The 21,324-nt window shown below is 31.9% G+C and carries 13 protein-coding genes; 8 read left to right on the top strand and 5 right to left on the bottom strand.

Features of this window, described 5'->3' with window-relative positions:
- The first annotated feature begins 8 nt into the window (after positions 1-8).
- Together FVE74_RS07440 and secA are read left to right on the top strand one after the other, a co-directional pair.
- Entirely contained in the window at positions 9-422 is a 414-nt protein-coding gene (locus FVE74_RS07440) for a hypothetical protein (protein WP_147003963.1), read from the top strand.
- Between the two features lie 77 nt (positions 423-499).
- The gene (gene secA / locus FVE74_RS07435; protein WP_147003962.1) at positions 500-3,160 is read left to right on the top strand and encodes a preprotein translocase subunit SecA; all 2,661 of its coding nucleotides are present in this window, start codon (positions 500-502) and stop codon (positions 3,158-3,160) included.
- Between the two features lie 155 nt (positions 3,161-3,315).
- Here secA and FVE74_RS07430 read toward each other — a convergent pair whose 3' ends face one another.
- From FVE74_RS07430 to FVE74_RS07420, 3 genes are all read right to left on the bottom strand, one after another.
- The gene (locus tag FVE74_RS07430) at positions 3,316-4,620 is read right to left on the bottom strand and encodes a thymidine phosphorylase (protein ID WP_147003961.1); all 1,305 of its coding nucleotides are present in this window, start codon (positions 4,618-4,620) and stop codon (positions 3,316-3,318) included.
- A 164-nt stretch (positions 4,621-4,784) separates the two neighbouring features.
- The gene (locus FVE74_RS07425) at positions 4,785-5,825 is read right to left on the bottom strand and encodes a BMP family lipoprotein (RefSeq protein WP_147003960.1); all 1,041 of its coding nucleotides are present in this window, start codon (positions 5,823-5,825) and stop codon (positions 4,785-4,787) included.
- Positions 5,826-6,000: 175 nt separating this feature from the next.
- A complete protein-coding gene (locus tag FVE74_RS07420) occupies positions 6,001-13,056 on the bottom strand; it encodes an autotransporter-associated N-terminal domain-containing protein (RefSeq protein ID WP_147003959.1) in 7,056 nt (2,351 codons plus the stop codon).
- 755 nt (positions 13,057-13,811) lie between these two features.
- On the opposite strand from FVE74_RS07420, the gene FVE74_RS07415 reads away from it, so the two are divergent.
- The 6 genes from FVE74_RS07415 to trmD all read left to right on the top strand — a co-directional run bounded on the left by FVE74_RS07415 (position 13,812) and on the right by trmD (position 19,718).
- On the top strand, positions 13,812-16,163 hold the full coding sequence (locus FVE74_RS07415) for a peptidase U32 family protein (protein ID WP_420028890.1): 2,352 nt from the start codon (positions 13,812-13,814) through the stop codon (positions 16,161-16,163).
- A gap of 24 nt (positions 16,164-16,187) precedes the next feature.
- Positions 16,188-17,276: an O-antigen ligase family protein gene (locus FVE74_RS07410; RefSeq protein ID WP_147003957.1), complete on the top strand. Its 1,089-nt coding sequence runs from the start codon at positions 16,188-16,190 to the stop codon at positions 17,274-17,276.
- Between the two features lie 29 nt (positions 17,277-17,305).
- Positions 17,306-17,869 carry an RNA methyltransferase gene (locus FVE74_RS07405; protein ID WP_147003956.1) on the top strand — a complete coding sequence of 188 codons (564 nt, stop codon included), beginning with the start codon at positions 17,306-17,308 and terminating at the stop codon, positions 17,867-17,869.
- 37 nt (positions 17,870-17,906) lie between these two features.
- Positions 17,907-18,338, top strand: coding sequence for a PTS-dependent dihydroxyacetone kinase phosphotransferase subunit DhaM (locus FVE74_RS07400; RefSeq protein ID WP_232053906.1), 432 nt, complete (start codon positions 17,907-17,909; stop codon positions 18,336-18,338).
- Between the two features lie 42 nt (positions 18,339-18,380).
- Positions 18,381-18,890 (top strand): ribosome maturation factor RimM, encoded by a 510-nt coding sequence (gene rimM / locus FVE74_RS07395; protein WP_147003955.1) that lies wholly within the window; start codon positions 18,381-18,383, stop codon positions 18,888-18,890.
- Between the two features lie 75 nt (positions 18,891-18,965).
- Entirely contained in the window at positions 18,966-19,718 is a 753-nt protein-coding gene (trmD, locus tag FVE74_RS07390) for a tRNA (guanosine(37)-N1)-methyltransferase TrmD (RefSeq protein ID WP_147003954.1), read from the top strand.
- 53 nt (positions 19,719-19,771) lie between these two features.
- Here trmD and FVE74_RS07385 read toward each other — a convergent pair whose 3' ends face one another.
- Positions 19,772-20,443, bottom strand: a complete 672-nt coding sequence (locus FVE74_RS07385) for a hypothetical protein (RefSeq protein WP_147003953.1) — start codon at positions 20,441-20,443, stop codon at positions 19,772-19,774.
- 195 nt (positions 20,444-20,638) lie between these two features.
- Positions 20,639-21,061, bottom strand: coding sequence for a YARHG domain-containing protein (locus FVE74_RS07380; protein ID WP_147003952.1), 423 nt, complete (start codon positions 21,059-21,061; stop codon positions 20,639-20,641).
- Positions 21,062-21,324: the final 263 nt, after the last annotated feature.

Here is a 21,324-nt window from a genome sequence, read left to right as displayed (position 1 = left end):
AAATAATAATGAAAAAGATGATTATAGATAGAAGAAAAAGTATAATGCTTGTGATGACTTGTATTATTTTTATGATGACTTATTCAAGTTTGATAGGAACGCCTAGTTTTAGCCATAAATTGAGTGTTTTTGTAAATGAGAACAATTTGAGCCATGAAGATATTAGGGATCTGATTGTGAAGATTAATCAGTTTAAGAGCAGGGATAATAGGCGCTTTACACAAGAACTGGAAAAGATTGGGAAAAGGAAGGAAAAGGAAAAAAATAATAATAACTTGTTTTTTTTGTTTAAAGGGAATCAGGATATTATTTATTTTGTAAATAAAAATTATCAGGATGATGGTAAAATTTCTGGAGGTTCCCAAGATAGTTATGCTTTTTTTAGTAAAAAGAATGAGAATAATTTGAGAATACGTGAATAAAAACTGAATATTTTGTAATAAATGGATTTAATATATAATTTGAAAAATTTAATATGAGAAAGGAAAAATTATAAAATATGTTAAAAAAATTAGGAGAAAAAATATTTGGTACATCAGATGATAGAGAAATAAAAAAAATGCAGAAATTGGTAAATAAAATTAATGAAATTGAACCGATTTTTGAAAAACTGACAGATGAGCAGCTGCAGCATAAAACTGTGGAATTTAAAGAAAGACTGGCAAAGGAGTCACTTGATGACATATTGGTGGAAGCATTTGCGACAGTGAGAGAAACTGCTAAAAGACTATTAGGAATGCGTCATTATGATGTTCAGCTTATTGGTGGAATGATTTTGCATAAGGGAAGCATTGCGGAAATGAAGACAGGGGAAGGAAAAACCCTTATGTCAACACTTGCAATTTATTTAAACGCATTGCCAGGAAAAGGAGTTCATGTTGTAACGGTTAATGATTATCTTGCAAAGCGGGATAGAGATATTATGGCTGGACTTTTTGAGTTTTTAGGGCTAACTTCAGGAGTTGTTGTTGGAAATATTACGCCAGAACAAAGAAAAAATGCATATAACTGTGATATTACTTATGGAACTAACAATGAATTTGGATTTGACTATTTGAGAGATAATATGGTTGGAGAACTCGATGAGAAGGTTCAACGTGGGCATAATTATGTTATTGTCGATGAAATAGATTCGATTTTGATTGATGAAGCGAGAACACCGCTTATTATTTCGGGAGCTGCTGAAGAAACTACAGAGTGGTATAACACTTTTGCAGAAGTTGCTAAAAAACTTAAAAGAAGTTACAAGACTGAAGAAATTAAAGATAAGAAAAATACAGTTATCCCTGATGAAGACTGGGAAGACTATGAAGTTGATGAAAAGTCGCATACGGTTACGATTACTGATAAAGGGATTAAAAATGTTGAAAGAATATTGAAAATTGAAAATTTGTATTCGCCAGAATATGTTGAACTGACACATTTTTTGACACAGGCATTGAAGGCAAAGGAATTATTTAAACTAGATAGAGATTATATTATTAATGATGATAATGAAGTTATTATAGTTGATGAATTTACTGGGCGTCTTATGGAAGGAAGACGTTATTCAGATGGGCTGCATCAGGCTATAGAAGCTAAGGAAAAATTGGAAGTTGCAGGAGAAAATCAGACACTTGCGACAATTACACTGCAAAACTATTTTAGAATGTATGAAAAACTTTCTGGAATGACAGGGACTGCAAAAACAGAAGAAGATGAATTTAAACAAATTTATAAGTTAAAAGTTATTGTAGTGCCTACAAATAGACCTGTAGCCAGAGTTGACCTGCCAGATGTAATCTATATGAATAAAAATGCTAAATATAAAGCAATTGCAAGAAAAATAGAAGAGCTTTATGAAAAGGGACAGCCAGTTCTTGTCGGTACAGCTTCAATACAACATTCTGAAGAAGTATCAGCACTTCTTAAAAAGGCAAAAATTCCGCATGAAATATTAAATGCAAAACATCACGAAAGAGAAGCGGAAATCATAGCACAGGCTGGACGTTTTAAAACAGTAACGATTGCGACAAATATGGCAGGACGTGGAACAGATATAAAACTTGGTGGAGATGCAGAGTCTTTTGCTACAAAAGTTGCAGTTAAGGGAACACCAGAATATGAAGATGTTTATAAAACTTATGCGAAGGAATGCGAAGAGGACAAAAAACGGGTTATCGAAGCTGGAGGGCTGTTTATTTTAGGAACTGAAAGACACGAAAGCAGACGTATTGACAATCAGTTAAGAGGACGTGCTGGACGTCAAGGAGATCCAGGAACATCTGAATTTTATTTGTCGCTAGATGATGACTTGATGAGATTGTTTGGTGGAGATAAGTTAAAAGCAATGATGAAAATGTTAAAAATTGATGAAGATGAGGAAATTCGTCATAAACAAATCAGTAAATCTGTAGAAAATGCGCAAAAACGTATTGAAAGCAGAAACTTTTCATCAAGAAAAAGCCTTATTGAATATGATGATGTAAACAATACTCAAAGGGAAGTTGTCTATGAACAAAGGGATGCCATTTTGAAAAATGAAAATCTTAAGGAATTGATTACTGGAATGATTTCAGATACAGTGGACGATATTGTAAATTCAGCTTATGTTGGTGAAGGCAATGGAGAAAAGGACTTCAATTTATTGGCAGACAAACTTCAAGAAACATTTGAATATGAAATTTCAGAAGACTTACAAGATGCAAGCGCTGAAGAAATTTCTGACAAAGTTTATGATGACTTGATAAAAGTTTATGATGAAAAGGAAGAAGCTGTTGGAAGTGAAGTATTTAGAAGAATCGAAAGATATATTATGTTAGAAGTGCTGGATTCTAAATGGCGACAACATTTGAAGGATTTGACAGAACTGCGTGAAGGAATAAGATTGCGTTCTTATGGACAAAGAAATCCAATTCACGATTATAAAATTGTAGCTTTCGATGTTTATAATGAAATGATAGATGCAATAAAACGTGAAACAAGTTCATTTATCCTTAAACTAAGAGTTCGTAGCGAAGAAGATACAAATAATTTGACACATGAAGAAGTTTCAAATGTAAAATACGAACATAATGAAAATGAAATGATTGGTGACGATGTTCCAAATGATGCGATAAACGAACCAAGACGTCCGCTTTCACGAAGGGAAAGAAGAGAACGTGAAAGAAGAAACGTGTAAAAATAAAAGTATTTGATTAATAGAAACTACACTTAATACTAAACCTATTTAAAAGACAGAGATTATATACGCTAAACAAGGGGGTTTAACCCCTTGCAAAAAAATTTATGATTTATCTGCTATTTAAATGGAAAATAGTATAGAGTGTAGTTTTTTTATTCAATTATTTCTAAAATAGCTTCTGGTTTTTCAACTTTTTCTTTAGTCAGTTCAAAAGCCTCCAAGACCATATTTTGAGATTCGGTTATATTTTTATTGTCATTATAGTAAATTTCAGCAATTTTTTCATTTTTCGCAATTTTTTCTCCTGCTTTCTTAAAAATATTTATTCCTGCCGAATGATCAATCTCATCTCCTTTTTTAGCACGGCCAGCACCAATAATCATTGCAGCCTTTCCAATTTTTTCTGTTTTTATTCTTTTTATATATCCTGCATTTTCAGAAAAAATTTCCATTTTATATTTGGCTTTTGGAAGCAAATCGTAATTATTTACAAGTTCCTTATTTCCGCCGCTTTCTCCAATAAATTCACCTAATATCCGTAATGCGCTTCCATTTTTTATAACTTTGTCTATTTTTTCATAAGCCTCACAAAGTTCTGATATTTCACCTTTTTCCTTTAATGCAAGACCTGCGATTGTATAGACAACTTTTTTCACATCATCAGCATAGTTTCCCTTTAAAAATTCTATTGCCTCAATAATTTCATTCGCATTTCCAACTGCATATCCCAGCGGCTCATCCATATTGCTAAGCACAACCTTAACTTTTCTGCCTGCTCCTTTGCCAATTTCCATCATTCGTTCTGCTAATTTTTTAGCTTGATCCAAATTTTTCATAAAAGCTCCATCTCCAACTTTTACATCAAGAATTATAACATCCGAATGAATTGCCAGTTTTTTGCTCATAATGCTGCTTGCAATTAGCGGAATACTTGGAACAGTTGCCGTAACATCACGTAAAGAGTATAATTTTTTGTCAAGAGGGACAATTTTATTGCTGTAGCCCATAAGACCAATTCCAGTTTTGTTGGCAATTTTTGTGATTTCTTCTTTTGTTGTTGAAAATTTAAAGCCTTGAATTGATTCAAATTTGTCAATTGTTCCGCCAGTATGTCCAAGACCCTTTCCAGATAGCTTTACATTTGCCATTCCAAGTGCCGATAAAATAGGAGAAAGAATAACTGTAACTTTATCGCCAACCCCGCCAGTACTGTGCTTGTCCACAAGAAACCTATTTATTCCCTCAAATTTTATAGTATCTCCAGAATCTCGCATTAACATTGTAAATTTTAACAATTCGTTTTTTGTCATATCGTTGAAATAAACAGCCATAAGAAATGCCGCCATCTGATAATCGGGTATATTTCCCGATAAATACCCATTTAATAAAAATTCAATTTCCGTTTCTGAAAGTTCGTTATTATCACGCTTTTTTTGAATTATGTCGACTGCTCTCATAAAATCATCTCCTATTTAATTTTAAATTTTCTAATAAAGAAAAGGCTGTAAAAGAATGATATTTAATTTTTATATCAATTCTAAAACAGCCGTTGGTAATTTTTTGAATTTAAAGAAATATTATTTAATATAGATGTCAAATAATTATATTTATTGCTTTGAAATTATATTGAAGGTTTTACTACAATTTTTCCATCTTTAATATCTTGTTTAATTTGTTCAAGACGTTTGATGTTTTCTTCACCAATTTTATCCTTTGTAAATTCAAAGTCTGTAGTTCCTACTCCATTTTCCTTGATTCCGAAAGTTTGGACTTTTGCTTGGAATTTTCCTTCAACAGTAGTTTTTATAACATCAAATACTGCATTGTCAACATATTTCATCATAGAAGTTAAGATTGTTCCAGGATATAGGGAATCTTGGTTAGAATCTACACCAATTCCATAAACATTTTTTTCTTTAACTGCTTGGAATACTCCAAGTCCGCTTGCTCCAGCTGCGTGATAAATTACATCTGCACCTTGTTGAATTAATGTTTCTGTTTTTGCTTTAGCTGATGCCTGGTCATTGAAAGAATTGCTTCCTCCGATATAAACAGGTAAAACTTTGATGCTAGGTTTTATATATCTTGCACCTTGTGCATATCCAGCATAAAATCTATTAATTAATTCAGATTCATTTGCTCCGACAAATCCAATAGTTCCTGTCTTGTCCATCATTCCGGCTAATGCACCTACAAGGAATGATCCTTCATGTTCTTTAAACAAGATAGAAGTAACATTTGGAAGGCCAGTTACAGTTTCGTCAATTATTGCAAATTTTTGATCAGGGAATGCTTTTGCTACTGCAACTAGTGAATCCTTCATTGTATAACCAACTGCGATAATCAAGTCAAATTCTCCAGTTTCTGCAAATTGTGTCAAAGCATTTTTTGCTTCTGTCGCTGGATCTTTTGGCTCGTATTCTTTAAAAGAAATCCCAAGCTCCTTCTGAGCCTTTTGTAATCCTCTAAAAGTCGCATCATTAAACGATTTGTCACCTTTTCCACCTGTAGAGTAAACTACTGCAACAGATTTTTTAGAATTTGTTGAATCAGTAAAAGTTTTTCCATCTTTTACCTGCTCTCCAGTAGCTGGCTTATTTCCACAAGCTGCGATTAACATTAGTGCAAAAATTACACTAAAAATTGTTACAATTCTTTTCATTTTCTCCTCCTAAAAATTTTATATTTTTTTCTATAATTAATTATACCCTATTTTTTTGAATTTTTAAATGATTTTTTTAAAATTTTTTTTATTCAGTATTTAATTATTTTTTCGTTCCAAAATGTTTTCTCATATATAGTAAACAAGGGATTAATATCCCTTGCTAAACTTAAAATTAATAAATCGCTCTAAATCCAATTCCACCTCGAATATTATTTCCCTTAGTATCATATCCAGCATTTACTGTAACGCCAAATCTAGTATTGTCAACCCCGATATTCAAGTCAAATTTACCGTTTCCACGCTTATCTTCCTTTTCCTTTTCAAGATTATACCAGTCTGCTGTTGTGTATCTTACTCTCGCCTGATTTCTATTTTGCAGTTTTCCAAGCTCATTTTCATAAGCAGCTGTAACTCCTACTGTCAAATTTGTTCTTACTGCAAGCGGCTGAATGTATTTAAACTCTAATCCAGCTTCTGGTTTTACTGAGAAATAGTCGTTTCCTTTTACTTCTAATCTAACTTCTCCATCATTTTCCTTGATGTTGCTAAATTTTCCATATTCCATTTTCAAGGCCCCGTATGGTCTTAAATGTGTTCTTTCACTCATTCTAATATCATATCCAAGTTCATTTTTAAGAGCCGCTCCATAAGTATGATATGTAGATTTAGCTTCAAATGTATCATCAACTATCCAGAATTTACGCTTCATGTTATTAATTCCTGCAAATACATCTCCTGCAACTGTCCATTGCAGTGCTCCGTTATAATCCTTTTTAGGTGACATTGTCTTAAATATTCCAGCTTTTATCATTGTCTGGTCTTCTGTCGAATGTCCTAGATCCTTGAATCTGAATCTGTTTGTTACAGTTCCTGCATACCACCCGCTAGAATTTCCCATCTTAATCTTTTCATCCTCATGAACATAAGCTACCCCGTAGGCATTGCTCTTATAGTCAATGATTCCAGGTGTGTCAGTATTATATTCATCCCTTAAACCAAATGCTTTTATTTTGTTATTTTGCTTAGTTGGATTTCTCCATTCGTCCTTTAAGTATTTGAACTCGCTGTCAAGAGAATTTCCTGTAGCATTTGTTCTTTGCTGAATATTTGCATATTGGTGTCCTTTCATCTCATCAAATGCCTGAGCCAAGATATGCCCTTCTCCGCCATTTAGGCTGCTTATCTTATCAAACAGCAATTTTTCTCTTGTTCCCAGTCCTTCTACTCCATACCGTTGTTCAAGTCCGTCCAAGAAGTTATATGTATTTCTGTCATTCTTTTCTGCATACACTGTATAAGGAACCTTAATCAAGTATAGCTTGTCAAGAAGTTCTGTCACAGGATTCTTGGTAGGCTGTGCCATCCATGTCAAGCTTGACGATATTACATTTAATGTTGTTCCTCCTGTTACAACACCTTTCAAAGCATCATTATAAGGTTTTAAAATGTTATCTCCAACTTCAATTGCTTTTGCAGTGGTATATCTTGTAGCTTCTGCCCCAAAAAGCAAATTAATGTCAGTCAGTCCTGTCAAGTAATTCAGTCCTTGAATAGGATTTGTATAATTAACTCCTGAAGTATCCACATACATTCCTATGCTAGAAATTTCTGAAGATGATGGAAAGTTCATGAAATAGTCACTTGCAGAAAGATTTATCGGAGTAACTCCTGATGGTGATTTTATTATTACTTCAGCAGGTTGTGGCACTGCCATATCTGTATCCAGTTTATATATTGGAATTATGTTGCCTTGCGCATCCGCTACTGTAGGGACTGCAGCCTTAGGTGGAACTTTTACTATGACTCCTCCCATTTCCTTCATGTCACTTGCTGTAGCCACTTTCATTCTTGGTGTTGAAGTTCCTGTCTGGCTTGTCAGAGTTACAGGATTTACTCCATTTGCATTTTCTTCGGCGTGATCTGCATTATCTGTCCAAATTCCTGCACTTTGGCTATCTGAAGCCGCAATATTTATCACTCCGTAATTCTTGATATAACCTCCATTAGCTACATAGACTCCTTTTGCTGATGTAAGTCCGCTTGCCGTTGTCTGGATAGTTCCCCAGTTTTCTCCGACTGCACCTCTGTCAATGTACATTCCAACAGTTTTACTTCCCATAAGGTTGATGTTTCCATAGTTAATTGCCTTAGATCCTGAACCTACTGCATACATACCTATCGTGTCAGGTTTGCTTACTTCAATAGTTCCCTGATTTATAATAGTTCCTTGATTAGAAACTTGTCTATATGTTGGTGACAATGGGTTGTCATCATAATATCCTGTTGCCATACCTACACCGTATTCTTTTCTGTTAGTATCTGAATCTCCAACTTTTATTATTCCTCCAGCAAGGTTTGTCGCAGTTCCGCCGGTAGTTGCATACATTCCTACATTTCCGATACCATTTGAAAAGTCAATTACTCCATCGTTATATATATTTCCATTTCCATAAAGGCCGTAATTTCTATCTCCTGCAGATGTCAATGGAGTGTGATTAATTACAGTTCCTTTATTATCATTCTGATAAACATAAACTGCATCTGTTCCCAAAGTTACTGGATTTGCTGTATTAGATGTTACAGTATTTCCCGCTCCAAGATTTACAATTCCAAACGAATTATCTCCGATTGTCATGCTAGATCCTGCATTTACATTAATGTGCTGGTTAGCTCCAACTGCATAAACGCCTACAGCTTGATCTTTTCCTACAGTAATTTTAGAATTTGCATTCAAGTTTACTGTACCGTCTCCTTGAGTATAGATTGCAACTCCGTTATCTCCAGCCTTAATACTTCCTGTATTGTTGTTAATATTATATCCATAAATTCCTATCGCATTATCACCAACAGTAATTTTACCATCATTAGTTATCGTATTTTTAGTTTTCGCATAAATACCGACATTTGCATTTTCCTGTAATGCTGCATTTCCTAATGTTATATTTCCTTTATTAATTATATCTGCTCCATCTGATACAATACCAAATTCAAGCGCTGCCGATGAACCAGTAATATCTCCATTATTTGTAAGGGTATTTCCTGTCCCGGCTGTTGTATAAACTCCAATCATTCCGCCTGTTGTGTTTGTAGCATTTGTAAGTTTTACATTTGCATTATTAGTATGCGATGCTACTCCTGCTTGGTCATAAATGATACCCATTCCTGTTCCTGTTGTGCTTCCATTGTATTTATATTCAAGAGTTCCAGTTACATTTGTATTTTTTGAGGCAAAGATACCGATACCTTTTTCAGGTGTTTCAATCATGTAATTTCCTGTTAAAGTAATATCAGAATTTTGAGCATAGATACCTTTTCCGTTTACTCCTGTTTTAATATCAGGTCCTGTTCCTGCTGCAGTTACCGTAATTGTACCACCTTCATCAGAAGTTCCATGATTAACTAACATTGGTGCAGGTGTAGCCGAAACTACTGCAATTCCTACTCCATCTGTTCCAACGGTTAGTTGTTTATCGCTTGATACAGTTACATTGGCTTTAGGTGCATTCGTATTATTTTCAGCATAAATTCCTATTGAACCTGTTCCTGCTGCATTTATTGTTCCGTGATTTTCTATTTCTACTGTTTTAGTTCCTCCTAATGATGCGGAAGTTTTAACATCTGTTCCGTATTCTTGCTTTGTACGTCCTGTTCCGATTCCAGCTATTCCTGCTCCAGAAGCAACAGTAATTTTTCCATTATTTACAAGTTTACTTCCGTTAGTTCCGTAAAGTCCAGCACCATTATCAATTGTTACTGAAGCGCTTGACCCTGCAGATGTTCCATTGTTAATTGTTCCATAACTTACATTCATTCCAGCAATACCAGAAGTTGTTGTTCCTCCTGTGACACTTATTGTTCCTTCATTATTAAATCCTGTTGTTGCATTTGAAGTAGCTGTTTTTAGAGATCCCATTGAAAGCCCTTGACCTTTTATAGTAGCTGAAGATACATTTCCTGTAACATTTGTTGTATTTCCAATTGTTACAACTTCATTTGCCATTTGTATTTTATTGTACTGGTCTGCAGCGCTGTCCAGCTCAATTTTTGTTGAAGTAACATTTAATTTTCCATCCGTCAAAATACTCTTGTATGAATGATTATTTGTATTTATAGTATGTCCGCTGAATTTAGAAATTCCAGGTAGTCCATTTATATATGTATGACTTGCATCTGTTTGACTATCCCAAGTTAAATTATTTAATCCGCTAAATGCTCCAATTGTAACATTGTCACTTTGTAAATTTACAGATACATTTCCTAGCCCTCTATACATTTCTGTACCTGTAGTTGATGAATTATAATCAGTTTCTTGTCCTGTAATTAGTACTCCATCATACATATCCAAAGTTGTTGATCCTGTAAACACAATTGATCCATTAGAACTATCTCCTTTAGCATAAAACGGTGTCGTATTATCATGGTCGTTAACTGATGGTCCTAAAGTTACATTATTTTTATGAGTTATTGTTCCGCCTTCATATTCTACTTTACCACCGTTTAAAGCAAGCAATCCGCCGCTTGTACCTGTGTTAATATTAGTTTTCCCTCTTAAAACAACTTCTCCATCACGATCAGCTAATGCTCCTATTCCGTAAATAGTTGATGTTGTTGGTGTTGGAGTTATTATTGAGCTAACCTTATTTTTTCCATCATAAGTTGATACTGTTACTTTTGAAGTTGTTGAATTTGAACCTAAAGTTACTTTACTTCCAAGACCTGTAGCATATCCTCCTATATTTGTGTAATGGTATTTTTTAGTGTCGTCATCATTTGATGCCGCATCATCTATTGCAGTAACAGATCCATAGTTAGTCACTTTTCCTTCATCAGAAGCATATCCAATTATAGAACCATATCCATGAGCTGTTGTATTTCCGTAAGCATTTACTTTACCTTTTTTCGTTGCAGCAAAAGCTATTGGATATGATTTTGACTTATTGCCGTTATCATCTGTAACTTCTCTGTATCTTGCTGACAACTCAACATCTTTTCCTATGTTGATTTCACTTCCTTTTCCTTGTAATGCTTGAGCACTAGACGATTGCATTTGATTTTTATGATCAATTGCACTTTTATAATAATTTCCTGTATCCCATGTTCCTTTAGAATAAGCAATTATTGTTCCTGTTGCCGCTTTATTATTAGCATCATTATAAGAAGAGGTTGGAGCGGTTGTGCTAGAATAATCTTTAACAGATGATCCCATTGTTGTTTTAATCTTAGAATTAGTCGGCATCAAGACATCCATAACAGTTCCATTTTCTGAAGCTAGCATAATTCCATCTTTAGAGTATTTCCCAAATGTTATTTCAGCATTGTTTATTTGCAAATTATGTATTAAATCATTATCAAATGCGGCATTATTAGTTTTACTAAGTTCAGCTCCTAAATCTGCAGATGGCGTAATACCGTCTCTTTGTCCAGATTTTGCATAAACTCCCACATTCTTTTCAACATAATGAATATTGTGTTCTGTATCACCAGCAGATGTTTGAGTAGTTTTAGTTTTATCTATCTGTGCCTGATTACCTATATTAGCTCTTGCTTCTATTTCACCTTGATAAATACCTATTGTTGTTTTATTCCAGTTATCTCTTTCAATAATAGCTTGCGGTGGATTTAGACTAGGTAAATTAGATAGCCATGGTTTTTGACTAGCTGATGAAGATAAAGTATTGTTAAAGAATAAGATTACATTGCTATCTCCATAAGATTCCACAGGTTGTGTTAATTTTATAAATGGTTTCCAATTAGTTGCTGAACCACCTCTTATCATTCCTGTTCCAGCAAATTTAGAGAAATCTGCTGAATATCCTAAACCTGCATAAACTAAGTTACCTGCACCTTCTAATTTATAAGTTCCGGTACTATCTATTCCATAACTTCCTGAAGCCCCTAGTATAGAATATATTATATTTTTTTTGGAAGCTATATCAGCAGAAAAATCTCCCACAAATCCTCCTCTTTGATAATATGCACCTCGATTGTTACGTGTTATCTCTTGGTATATTGTTGGAAAAATAAAAAATACTGTATTCTGCTCTCCTTTTACATCTAACTTAACACTTGTTAATTCTGTTTTTCCAGCCCACCAAGTTTCAAGTGAAATAAATGCAGCTTGACCATACAAATATCCATGCACATTTTCTATTTTTCCATTAGCAACTGTATGTATTCCAATTTCACCAATTACATTTGCTCTATTACGATTACCACCAGCTACGTGTATATCAAAATTGCTCAATTTAAATTGTCTGCCTAAAGTATAGCCATCACCATGAGCATAAATTATATTAGGTGTTATACCACCTCCAAAATAAATTGGAAACTCATTATCTTGATTTGGATTTGAAGAGGTATCTATTATACCACTTGCATTTTCAAAATTTCCAGTTCCTGAAAAATTTCCGCTATTGTAAACGGGTTTATATCCAGCATAAAAAACATTATTATTCCCATCAAAATCTTTTGGTTGTTGACCTTCCAAAATATCCGCACCCGCAGGTTTACCTTGGTATGCCCGATCGAAATCATAATTAGTAAATACATCTGTACTTACCACAGGTGGTGTCACAGTAATTTCAGGAACATTAACTTTTATCTCATCTATTTTAGCAGGTTCCGATACACTTATATTCAAATTAGGGGTATTTGGAGCCAAAATTTTCGGCAAATTAATATTCAAAGGAGTTTTGTGAATATCTTTAGGTTTAACTGCTGCATTTATAGGTATAACTGAAACAGGTTCTATAACCTTTCTGCTAAGAGTTGTAACTCCATATTTTCCTCCAGAATAAGTTCCAAACTTGTCATCTGGATTTCTTGTGTACTTCGTGTTTCCTGCTTTGCCTCCGTAGCCTTTGTATGTGCCGTGCCAGTCGTTATAAAAATTATTGACTCCATATTGCCAGCTTGACCAAGGCGACTTAACTACATGATCTCCTTGTTCCATTAGCTTGATTAGTTCCATATTTGATTTTTTTAGAAGTCTGTCGTTTTCTCTTCGGACTTCCGTGAATTGATTGTGTATATCTTTTATTGATGTAGTGATGACTTGTTTTTGATTTTCGATGCTTTTGCCCGTTTCAGCAGAAAACAAGTTGTTTGCAATGTTTATAACACCTGTAATCAAAAATATAATTAATGCTGAATCTGTATACTTAAAATCTTTGCATTTTTTAGCAAATGAGCATAAGTCTTTTTTTGCCTTTCTTAAATTGTTTGTCATTTCTAATCTCCTTTTTCTAAATTTTGATAGTTATTTGTAAAAGTAGAAGACTTTTAAGAAATACAATATGTTTTAATGCTTGTCTTTGCTATCTTTTCGCTTTCTGGCAAGCAGTTTTGACATAAATAATTTATTTGCTTTTACAATAACTTACTAAATTTTGATACTAAAACTATTTGAAAAATAGACAAAGATGTTTTTTTATTCTTTGAAAAACCTATGATTCCAACAGGAAAATAGTATCGTTTGTTTATTTTGGAATCTAAATTCATATTTTATCGCTCTAAAAATCAGCTCTGGTCATCATTTTTTAAAATCAAATTAATAAAAATCAACCAAAGTTAAGTTCAAAACAACCTCTCATCTCCTTTAAATCCAGCTTTAAAGCACATTTAATATGAAAACAATCCAAAAATATTTCTGTTTCATTGTATTATATCATAATGGCAAATATTTTTCAAACATTTTATATTAATTTTTAATGAATATTAATCATTATTTAAATTTAAAAGCGGGAGAGTTCATAAAATGTTTTGACAATATTGTCAAGCGATAATATAATTAAATCGATCTAAAATTGACTTTTTAAAGATAAAAAAACTTAGGTTGTCAAACATATTTATCAATGAAAATTATATTAAAATTTTTATTCTGTCAAAGTAGAAAAATAAATTGGAAAAAAATAGCAAATTTGCTATAATATAAAAAATGAAAAAATTTGGGAAAATGGAGAGAAAATTAAGTTGAAACAGGAAATGGATTTTGGAAAAAATAAAAAAATGAATATTTTGGCACCAGCAGGAAATTATGAAAAATTAGTTGCTGCAGTAAAAGCTGGAGCCAACGAAGTTTTTTTTGGATTAAAAGGATTTGGAGCAAGAAGAAATAATGAGAATTTGGCTATGCAGGAGGTATTTGACGGGATTGACTATGCTCACTCACGTGGGGTTAAGACGCTTATGACTTTGAATACGATTTTGAAGGACAGCGAAATTAACAGTATGTACAATAATGTTAAAAGAGTTTATGAACACGGAATTGATGCTGTTATTGTACAGGATCTGGGATTTGTAAAGTTTCTAAAGGAAAATTTTCCAAATTTGAAGATTCATGGAAGTACGCAAATGACTGTGGCAAATCACGTGGAAGCCAATAAATTAAAGGAACTGGGCCTAACTCGTGTCTGTCTTGCAAGAGAACTTTCCTTTGAAGAAATAAAAAGTATCCGTGAAAAAACTGATATAGAGCTGGAAATCTTTGTATCAGGTTCGCTTTGCATTTCCTATTCTGGAAATTGCTATATAAGCAGCTTTATTGGGGGAAGAAGTGGAAATCGTGGACTTTGTGCATATTCCTGCCGTAAAAAGTTTACAGATGAAAATGGAAAAAGCGCATATTTTTTAAGTCCAAATGACCAGCTTCTGCAGGAAAAGGAAATTAATTTGCTAAAAAGCATTGGAATTGATGCGATAAAAGTTGAAGGGCGGAAAAAATCGAGCGAATATGTTTATGAAACCGTAAGTTATTACGATAATATTTTAAAAGGGACTCCACGGCCGACAGAAAGCTACAAACTCTTTAATCGTGGGTATTCAAAGGGATATTTTTATTTGGATGACGAACTTATGAATTTTAAATATTCTTCAAATTTTGGATATTTTCTAGGAGCGAGAATTGGAGAGTCAAATAACTTTAAAATTGATGATGAATTAATTTTAGGAGATGGAGTTCAATTTGTAGATGAAAATTTTGAACAGATTGGCGGAGAATATGTAAATAAAATTAGGATTATTGAAGCTTATGAAAATGGAAATAGCGAGAATAGGGAGTTTGGAAAAAAAGATTCTGAAAAGAAAAATAAAAAACAGAATCCAAAAAGTAAAGGCAAGGAAAATGAAGATAAAAAAGCTGGAGAAAAAACTTCAAAAGCTGATAAATATGATATTATTTCCATTGGAAAATTGCCGAAAGGGACAAAGTACATTTATAAAAATTATTCTAAAGAGATTAACGACAGAATTATTCATAATATAAAGGTTTCCAAAAGACATGCGGCTGTTAATGCAAAATTGCTGGCAAAAAAAGGGCAGGAAATTGAACTTACACTGGAAATTGAAAACTTGAAAAATGAGATAATTTCTGTTACGAAAAAAGGGGATATTATCGAGCAGGATGCCAGAAAATTAATTACGAAGGAGCAAATTGCCGAAAAAATTGGAGAGTTAGGGGATACAACTTTTGAGCTTGGAAAAATTCAGATTGATTATGATGGAACTTCGTTTATTCCCTTTAGTGAACTAAAAAATTTGAAAAGGGAATGTGTTTCAGAACTTTTGGAAAAATTGCTGGAATCATATAAAAGAACAGCTGCTGAGCGAAAAAAATATGATTTTGAATTAAATAAAAATTCTGAAGGTAAGGAAAATGAAAATACAGAAAATAAGAAAAGACCAGTTATTTCAGCACTTGTTGCAAATGATGAGCAGGAAAAAGCCTGTCGTGAAATGGGAATAACAAAAATTTACCAAAAGCAGTTTGATGTTGCCAAAGAAAAGAACTTGTCCAAAACAGATAAAATAAAAATTGGAACAAATTTAGTTTCTAACCTTTATCAGGCAATCATGGGAGAAAAAACTGGAGCAAGAGGGCAGTCCTTAGATTGGAACTTAAACGTTTTCAATAATCATACAATTGAAATGTTTTCTAACTTTAAAAATTTAGAAACCGTATTTTTATCGCCAGAATTAAGCTATCGACAGTTAAAAAACATAAAATCCGATAAATTGAAAAAGGGTCTTGTGATTTACGGTTATCTAAAGGGAATGTATATTGAGCATAAAATTTTTGATGAGAATTACAAAGAATTGGAAGGAGAATTTTATGATAAGTATAAAATTGTGAAAAATGATCTAGATAATATTGAGCTTTATTTGGATAAGCCGATGAATTTGATTCCAAGGCTAGATGAGATTTATGAACTGGATTTGGATGAATTGAGGCTGGATTTTACGTTTGAAAATGCTGATGAAGTAAGAAAAATTATAAAAAGTATTGATACAAGAAGTGGAAAATATAATCCTTATGCTTTTGAGCAGGGAGTTTTATAAATTATTAAAATTAAAGGAGGAACCTTGGAAATTGAGAAAAGACAGAAATATCTGGAAAAATTATATTTACTTTTAGGTGCATCAATTTTTGTGCATTATGCTTTGGTTATTTTATTTAGTATTTTAATATTAATAAATATTTTTACAACTGGAGAATATAAAAAGATATTTAAAGATAAATCACTTATTACTGTGGGAATCGTTCTTGGATTTTCCCTTATAACATCTGCCTTTTACAAAAATATTCTGGGATTAATGGCAATTCCAATATTTTTGTGCATTATAGTCGGGCGCTATTATACATTGATTGTAGATGTGGAATTTAAAAAAAATAATCTGGAATGGATGGCAAAATTTTCTGGAATATCGCTTTTCATTGGAATTGGTGAATTTCTGTTCACGCATAACAGAGTAGGATATTTTGCATATTTTAATCCAAATTATCTTGGAAGCATTATGATGATGTCGGCAATTATAAATTTATATTTTACTTTTGAAAAAAGGTCAAAAATTAATTTTGCCGTATTTATTATGAATATTTTAACAATCCTGATAACAGGCTCAAGGTCATCGCTAATTGCAGTGATTCTTGGAGTATTTGTACTTTTTTTCTATTTTTTGAAAAGAAGATATTTTGCAGGATTAATTTTAATGCTATTGTCATATATTTTAGGAGTAATTTCAGGAGTTTTTCCATTTTTGCGAGAAAGCACGCTAATAGAGTATTTTTGGCTAAGAGTAGAAATTATTGATATGGCAATTAGAATTTTCAAAAGAACAAATCTTTTATACGGACACGGAAACTTTTTTTACTATAAATTTACGAATTACGTGTATCCACATTCGCATAATGCATTGGTAGAATTGCTTTTAAGCTACGGATTAATTGGAACGATAGCTTTGCTTACTGTATTTTTACGATATTTATACGATATTTTAAGAAACGACAGAAATAATGTCTTAAAAATTGCTTTAATTGCTGGGATTGTAGTTCATAATTTTACTGATTTTGCGATTTTTTGGATACAGACTGTGCTTTTATTCATTATGGCTCTGGCTTATAAGGAAAAAAATGAAAAAATACGTGGCTATAGACAAATACGAAATAAATAAAAAATCAAAAACAAGAAGGGAACAAAAAAATGAGAGATAACATATATGTGGGACTTGTCCACTATCCTGTATACAATAAAAATAACGCAGTTGTAGCGACTTCCGTTACAAACTTTGATATACACGACATTTCCAGAACATGCAGAACTTATGATATAAAAAAATATTTCATAATTACTCCAGTTGATGCCCAGAAGGAGCTGACAGGCAGAATAATCGGCTACTGGACTGAAGGAAACGGAATAGAATTTAACAAAAATCGAAATGAAGCCTTTGAAAATACAGAACTTGAAGATTCTGTCCAAAGTGCAGTAGAAACAATTGAGAAAATCGAAGGAAAAAAGCCAAAAATCATTACAACTTCAGCAAAAATTTTCCCAAATACTGTAGGATATGCTGATTTAGGCAGGGAAATAGTCGAAGATGACACTCCATACTTAATTTTATTTGGAACTGGATGGGGACTTACAAGTGAAATTATGGATTTGTCCTACAAAATTTTAGAGCCAATCCGTGGAAAAACCCAATATAATCATTTGTGTGTCAGAAGTGCTGTCTCAATAGTTTTAGATAGGCTGCTAGGCGAAAATTAAATTAATAAAAAATATATAGAAAATCTGGAAGGAGAGAATGAACAGAAATATGGAAGCAAAAAATAAAGGACTAGTAGGAATTGTAGTAGTCAGCCACAGTAATACACTTGCAGAAGAAGTTATTAGCTTTGTAAAAGTGTTCAAGCAAGAGGATTTTGCCTTGGAAAATGGAGGAAATGCGAAAAGAGAAGTTTATGGAACAAATGTTGAAAATGTAAAGCAGGCTATAATCCGTGCTGACAAGGGAGCAGGAGTGCTTGTCTTTGTCGATATGGGAAGTTCTGTATTTAATGCAGTTAAGGCAATAAAGGAATTGGAAGGGCAAGTTGAAGCTAAAATTGCAGATGCTCCGTTTTTGGAAGGGGTAATTTCAGCAGTTGCAGATAATTTTGATGGAATTGACCTGGATGATCTGAAAATAATTGCTGAAGATAGCAGAAAATTTACAAAATTAAAAAAGGAAATCTAATTAAAATAAAAAAATTAAGAAAGCGAGAAATAATAGTAAATAATGGAAAACTTAGTAAATATAGGAACAATTGTTGGAACACACCATTTACGGGGAAGCGTCAAAATTAACTCAATTTTTGAAAACATCGAACTTATCCAAAATGAGCGTGTTCTTCTTGAAAAAGATGACAAAAAAAGATTGCTTACTGTAAAAAATGTAAAAAGACTAAATGAAAAAAAAGCAATTTTAGATTTTGAAGAAATTGGCAATGTCGATAGTGCAAAGGAACTAAATGGCTATAAAGTTAAAATTAGACGTGATTTATTGCCGGAAAAAAGTGAAGATGACTTTTATATAAAGGATTTATTTGGATTAGAAGTATTTTCTGAAAATAATAAAATCGGTGAAATTGTTGATGTAATGGAAACCGCTGCCCATAACATTTTAATTATCGAAGATATTGATACCAAAAAAGAAATCATGATCCCGCTAATTGATGAATTTGTAACAAAAATTGACTTTCCAAATGGGAAAATTGAAGTAACTCTAATTGATGGAATGCGAGAATAATAAAATCTAATATAATTTTATTAGATGTGTCATTAAATTCTATTTTTTAAAATTATTATAAAAGGAGTAAAATCAATGAAATTTAGCGTACTCACATTATTTCCAGAATTATTTGAGCAATATTTATCACAAACAATCCTAAAAAGAGCAAGTGATAAGGACATCATCAATTTTAATATCATAAACATCAGAGATTATGCCAGAAATAAGCATAGCCAGATGGATGACATCCCTTTTGGCGGCGGTGCTGGAATGGTTCTAAAGCCAGAAGCCTACTGGAACTTCTTTTATGAAAACTACGAATTTTACAGCAATGAAAATAATGAAAATTCAGAAAAGCCTTACGTAATTTTCTTATCTCCGCAAGGGAAACAATTGACCCATAAAAAAGTTACAGAACTTTCAGAAAAAGAGGAAATTGTCCTTATTTCAGGGCGTTACGAAGGATTAGACCAAAGAGTAATTGATAAATTTGTAGATGAAGAAATTTCCATTGGCGATTATGTGCTGAGCAGCGGAGATTTGCCATCTCTTGTAATCATGGATTCTGTAATCCGTATAAAAGAAGGTGTAATAAAAAAGGAATCTTTTGAAACTGACTCATTTTATAACGGGCTTTTGGGATTTCCGCAGTATACAAGACCTGTGGAAATTGATGGCTATACTGTTCCAGAAGTCTTGCGAAGCGGGAATCATGCTAAGATTGATGAATATCGGTTAACAAAGTCTATTGAAAAAACTATTCAAAATCGGAAGGATTTATTTGAGAAAAAGTTGTCTGAAGATAAAGAATTTTTGAAATTTTATGAAAAATATAAAAAGATCTAAATAAAAAAATAGAGAATTGGATATTCTAAATTTAATTCTCTATTTTTAAATTGTTAAAATTTTAATGCTTTAAAACTTTCATAATTAACACCATTAATTTCTTGATTAGTTATCCAAGCACCATTGTATTCGTAAAATTTACCATCAACTTGATTAATAACATTATCTGGATCAAAAAAAGTAAATTCAAGGTTTCTTAGTGAATTAAATTTTTCCTGTGTTAAATTAGAAAATTTTATAGTTAGCCATAAATATTCATCTTTAGGATCTCCAACATCATTTTTTAAATTGTCTGGATTAAAAACACATCTTGTATATTTAATTTTACCAATTCCTGTAGTTTCATCAAAATATCCTTCTACTGGAGCTCTACAATTGGGTATATGTGGATAATCTGCTCCCCATGATGGATATTCATCTAAATTAATTGTACTTTGATATTTTTCTTCAGCAGTCGTATTTGTATCTTCATTTACAGTTTCAGTTTCATCATTTTTTGGAGTTTCTGTATTTCCTTTTATAGTTTCAGTAGTTGTATTCTCTATTTTTTTATTATTACTATTTTTATTGTTGTTTAAAAATAATAATAAAATCATTAAAAGTAAAATTATTGTAGATACTGAAAAAAAATAAATTTTTTTAAATTTATTTTTTGGTTTATTTTCTAATTCTTCTATTTTTTTCTTTAGTTTTATGATTTCTTCGTCTTTTTTATCATCTGTCATTTTAATTTCCCTTCTAAATCAATTGTAATTCATTTTTATTAATAATTTTTCTTTATTATTTTCCAATCATGTTTTTTATTTGGTGATTTAGGACAACTATTTCCTTTAGGTGGTTCACCTTGTGTTCCCTTCTTATTTTACAATAATTACATTCATATTTAATTCTTTCATTCATTTTTATTACCTCCTATTAATTTATTCATAACTTTTAACTATATCTATAAATGTTTTTTCATCAGAAGAAAGTGAAATTTGATTTTCATCGGAAGTATACTCTTTATACCATGATTTATTTAAAAAATATTTTTTTAAATCTTTATTTTTGAAGATATATCCTTTTTTCGCATATATTGTATTTCTAATGATTTTTAACTCATCTGATGAATATTGATTTAATATTTCTTCATTTCCATTTAAAATTTGATTCATTATTTCATAAACATTTTCTGAAATATCTAATTTAGAATTATTATTTTGGTTAGATTCTTCACACAACTCCCCTGTATTAAGATGATAACATTCATATGCTGGAGTATAATCTAATTCACCATACCCTCTTTTTGGATCAAAATCCCAATATGTGTAAGTATTAACTGCAAATAAGATAAATATTAACATGCTAAAAAATTTCAAATTTTTTATATATTTTTTTTTGATGAAAACATAAAATATTGTACACTCCTTCTTTTAGAATAAAGATTGTATTATTCTATTATTTTTGATTCAATATACACAATTTTTTATAAAGTAATCTTTTTATTTTATTACAAAAGAACTATTTATACTAGTATTATACCCCCCGAATTATTTTAAACTTATTTTAAGATTAAAATTAATTTAATTTTTTAAAATGTGATTTAAAAATTTTTCTAAATTAATTG

Origin of the sequence: Leptotrichia wadei, from assembly GCF_007990445.1 — a bacterium.
Lineage (GTDB): Bacteria > Fusobacteriota > Fusobacteriia > Fusobacteriales > Leptotrichiaceae > Leptotrichia > Leptotrichia wadei_A.
This window is presented reverse-complemented; position numbering and strand designations above follow the sequence as displayed.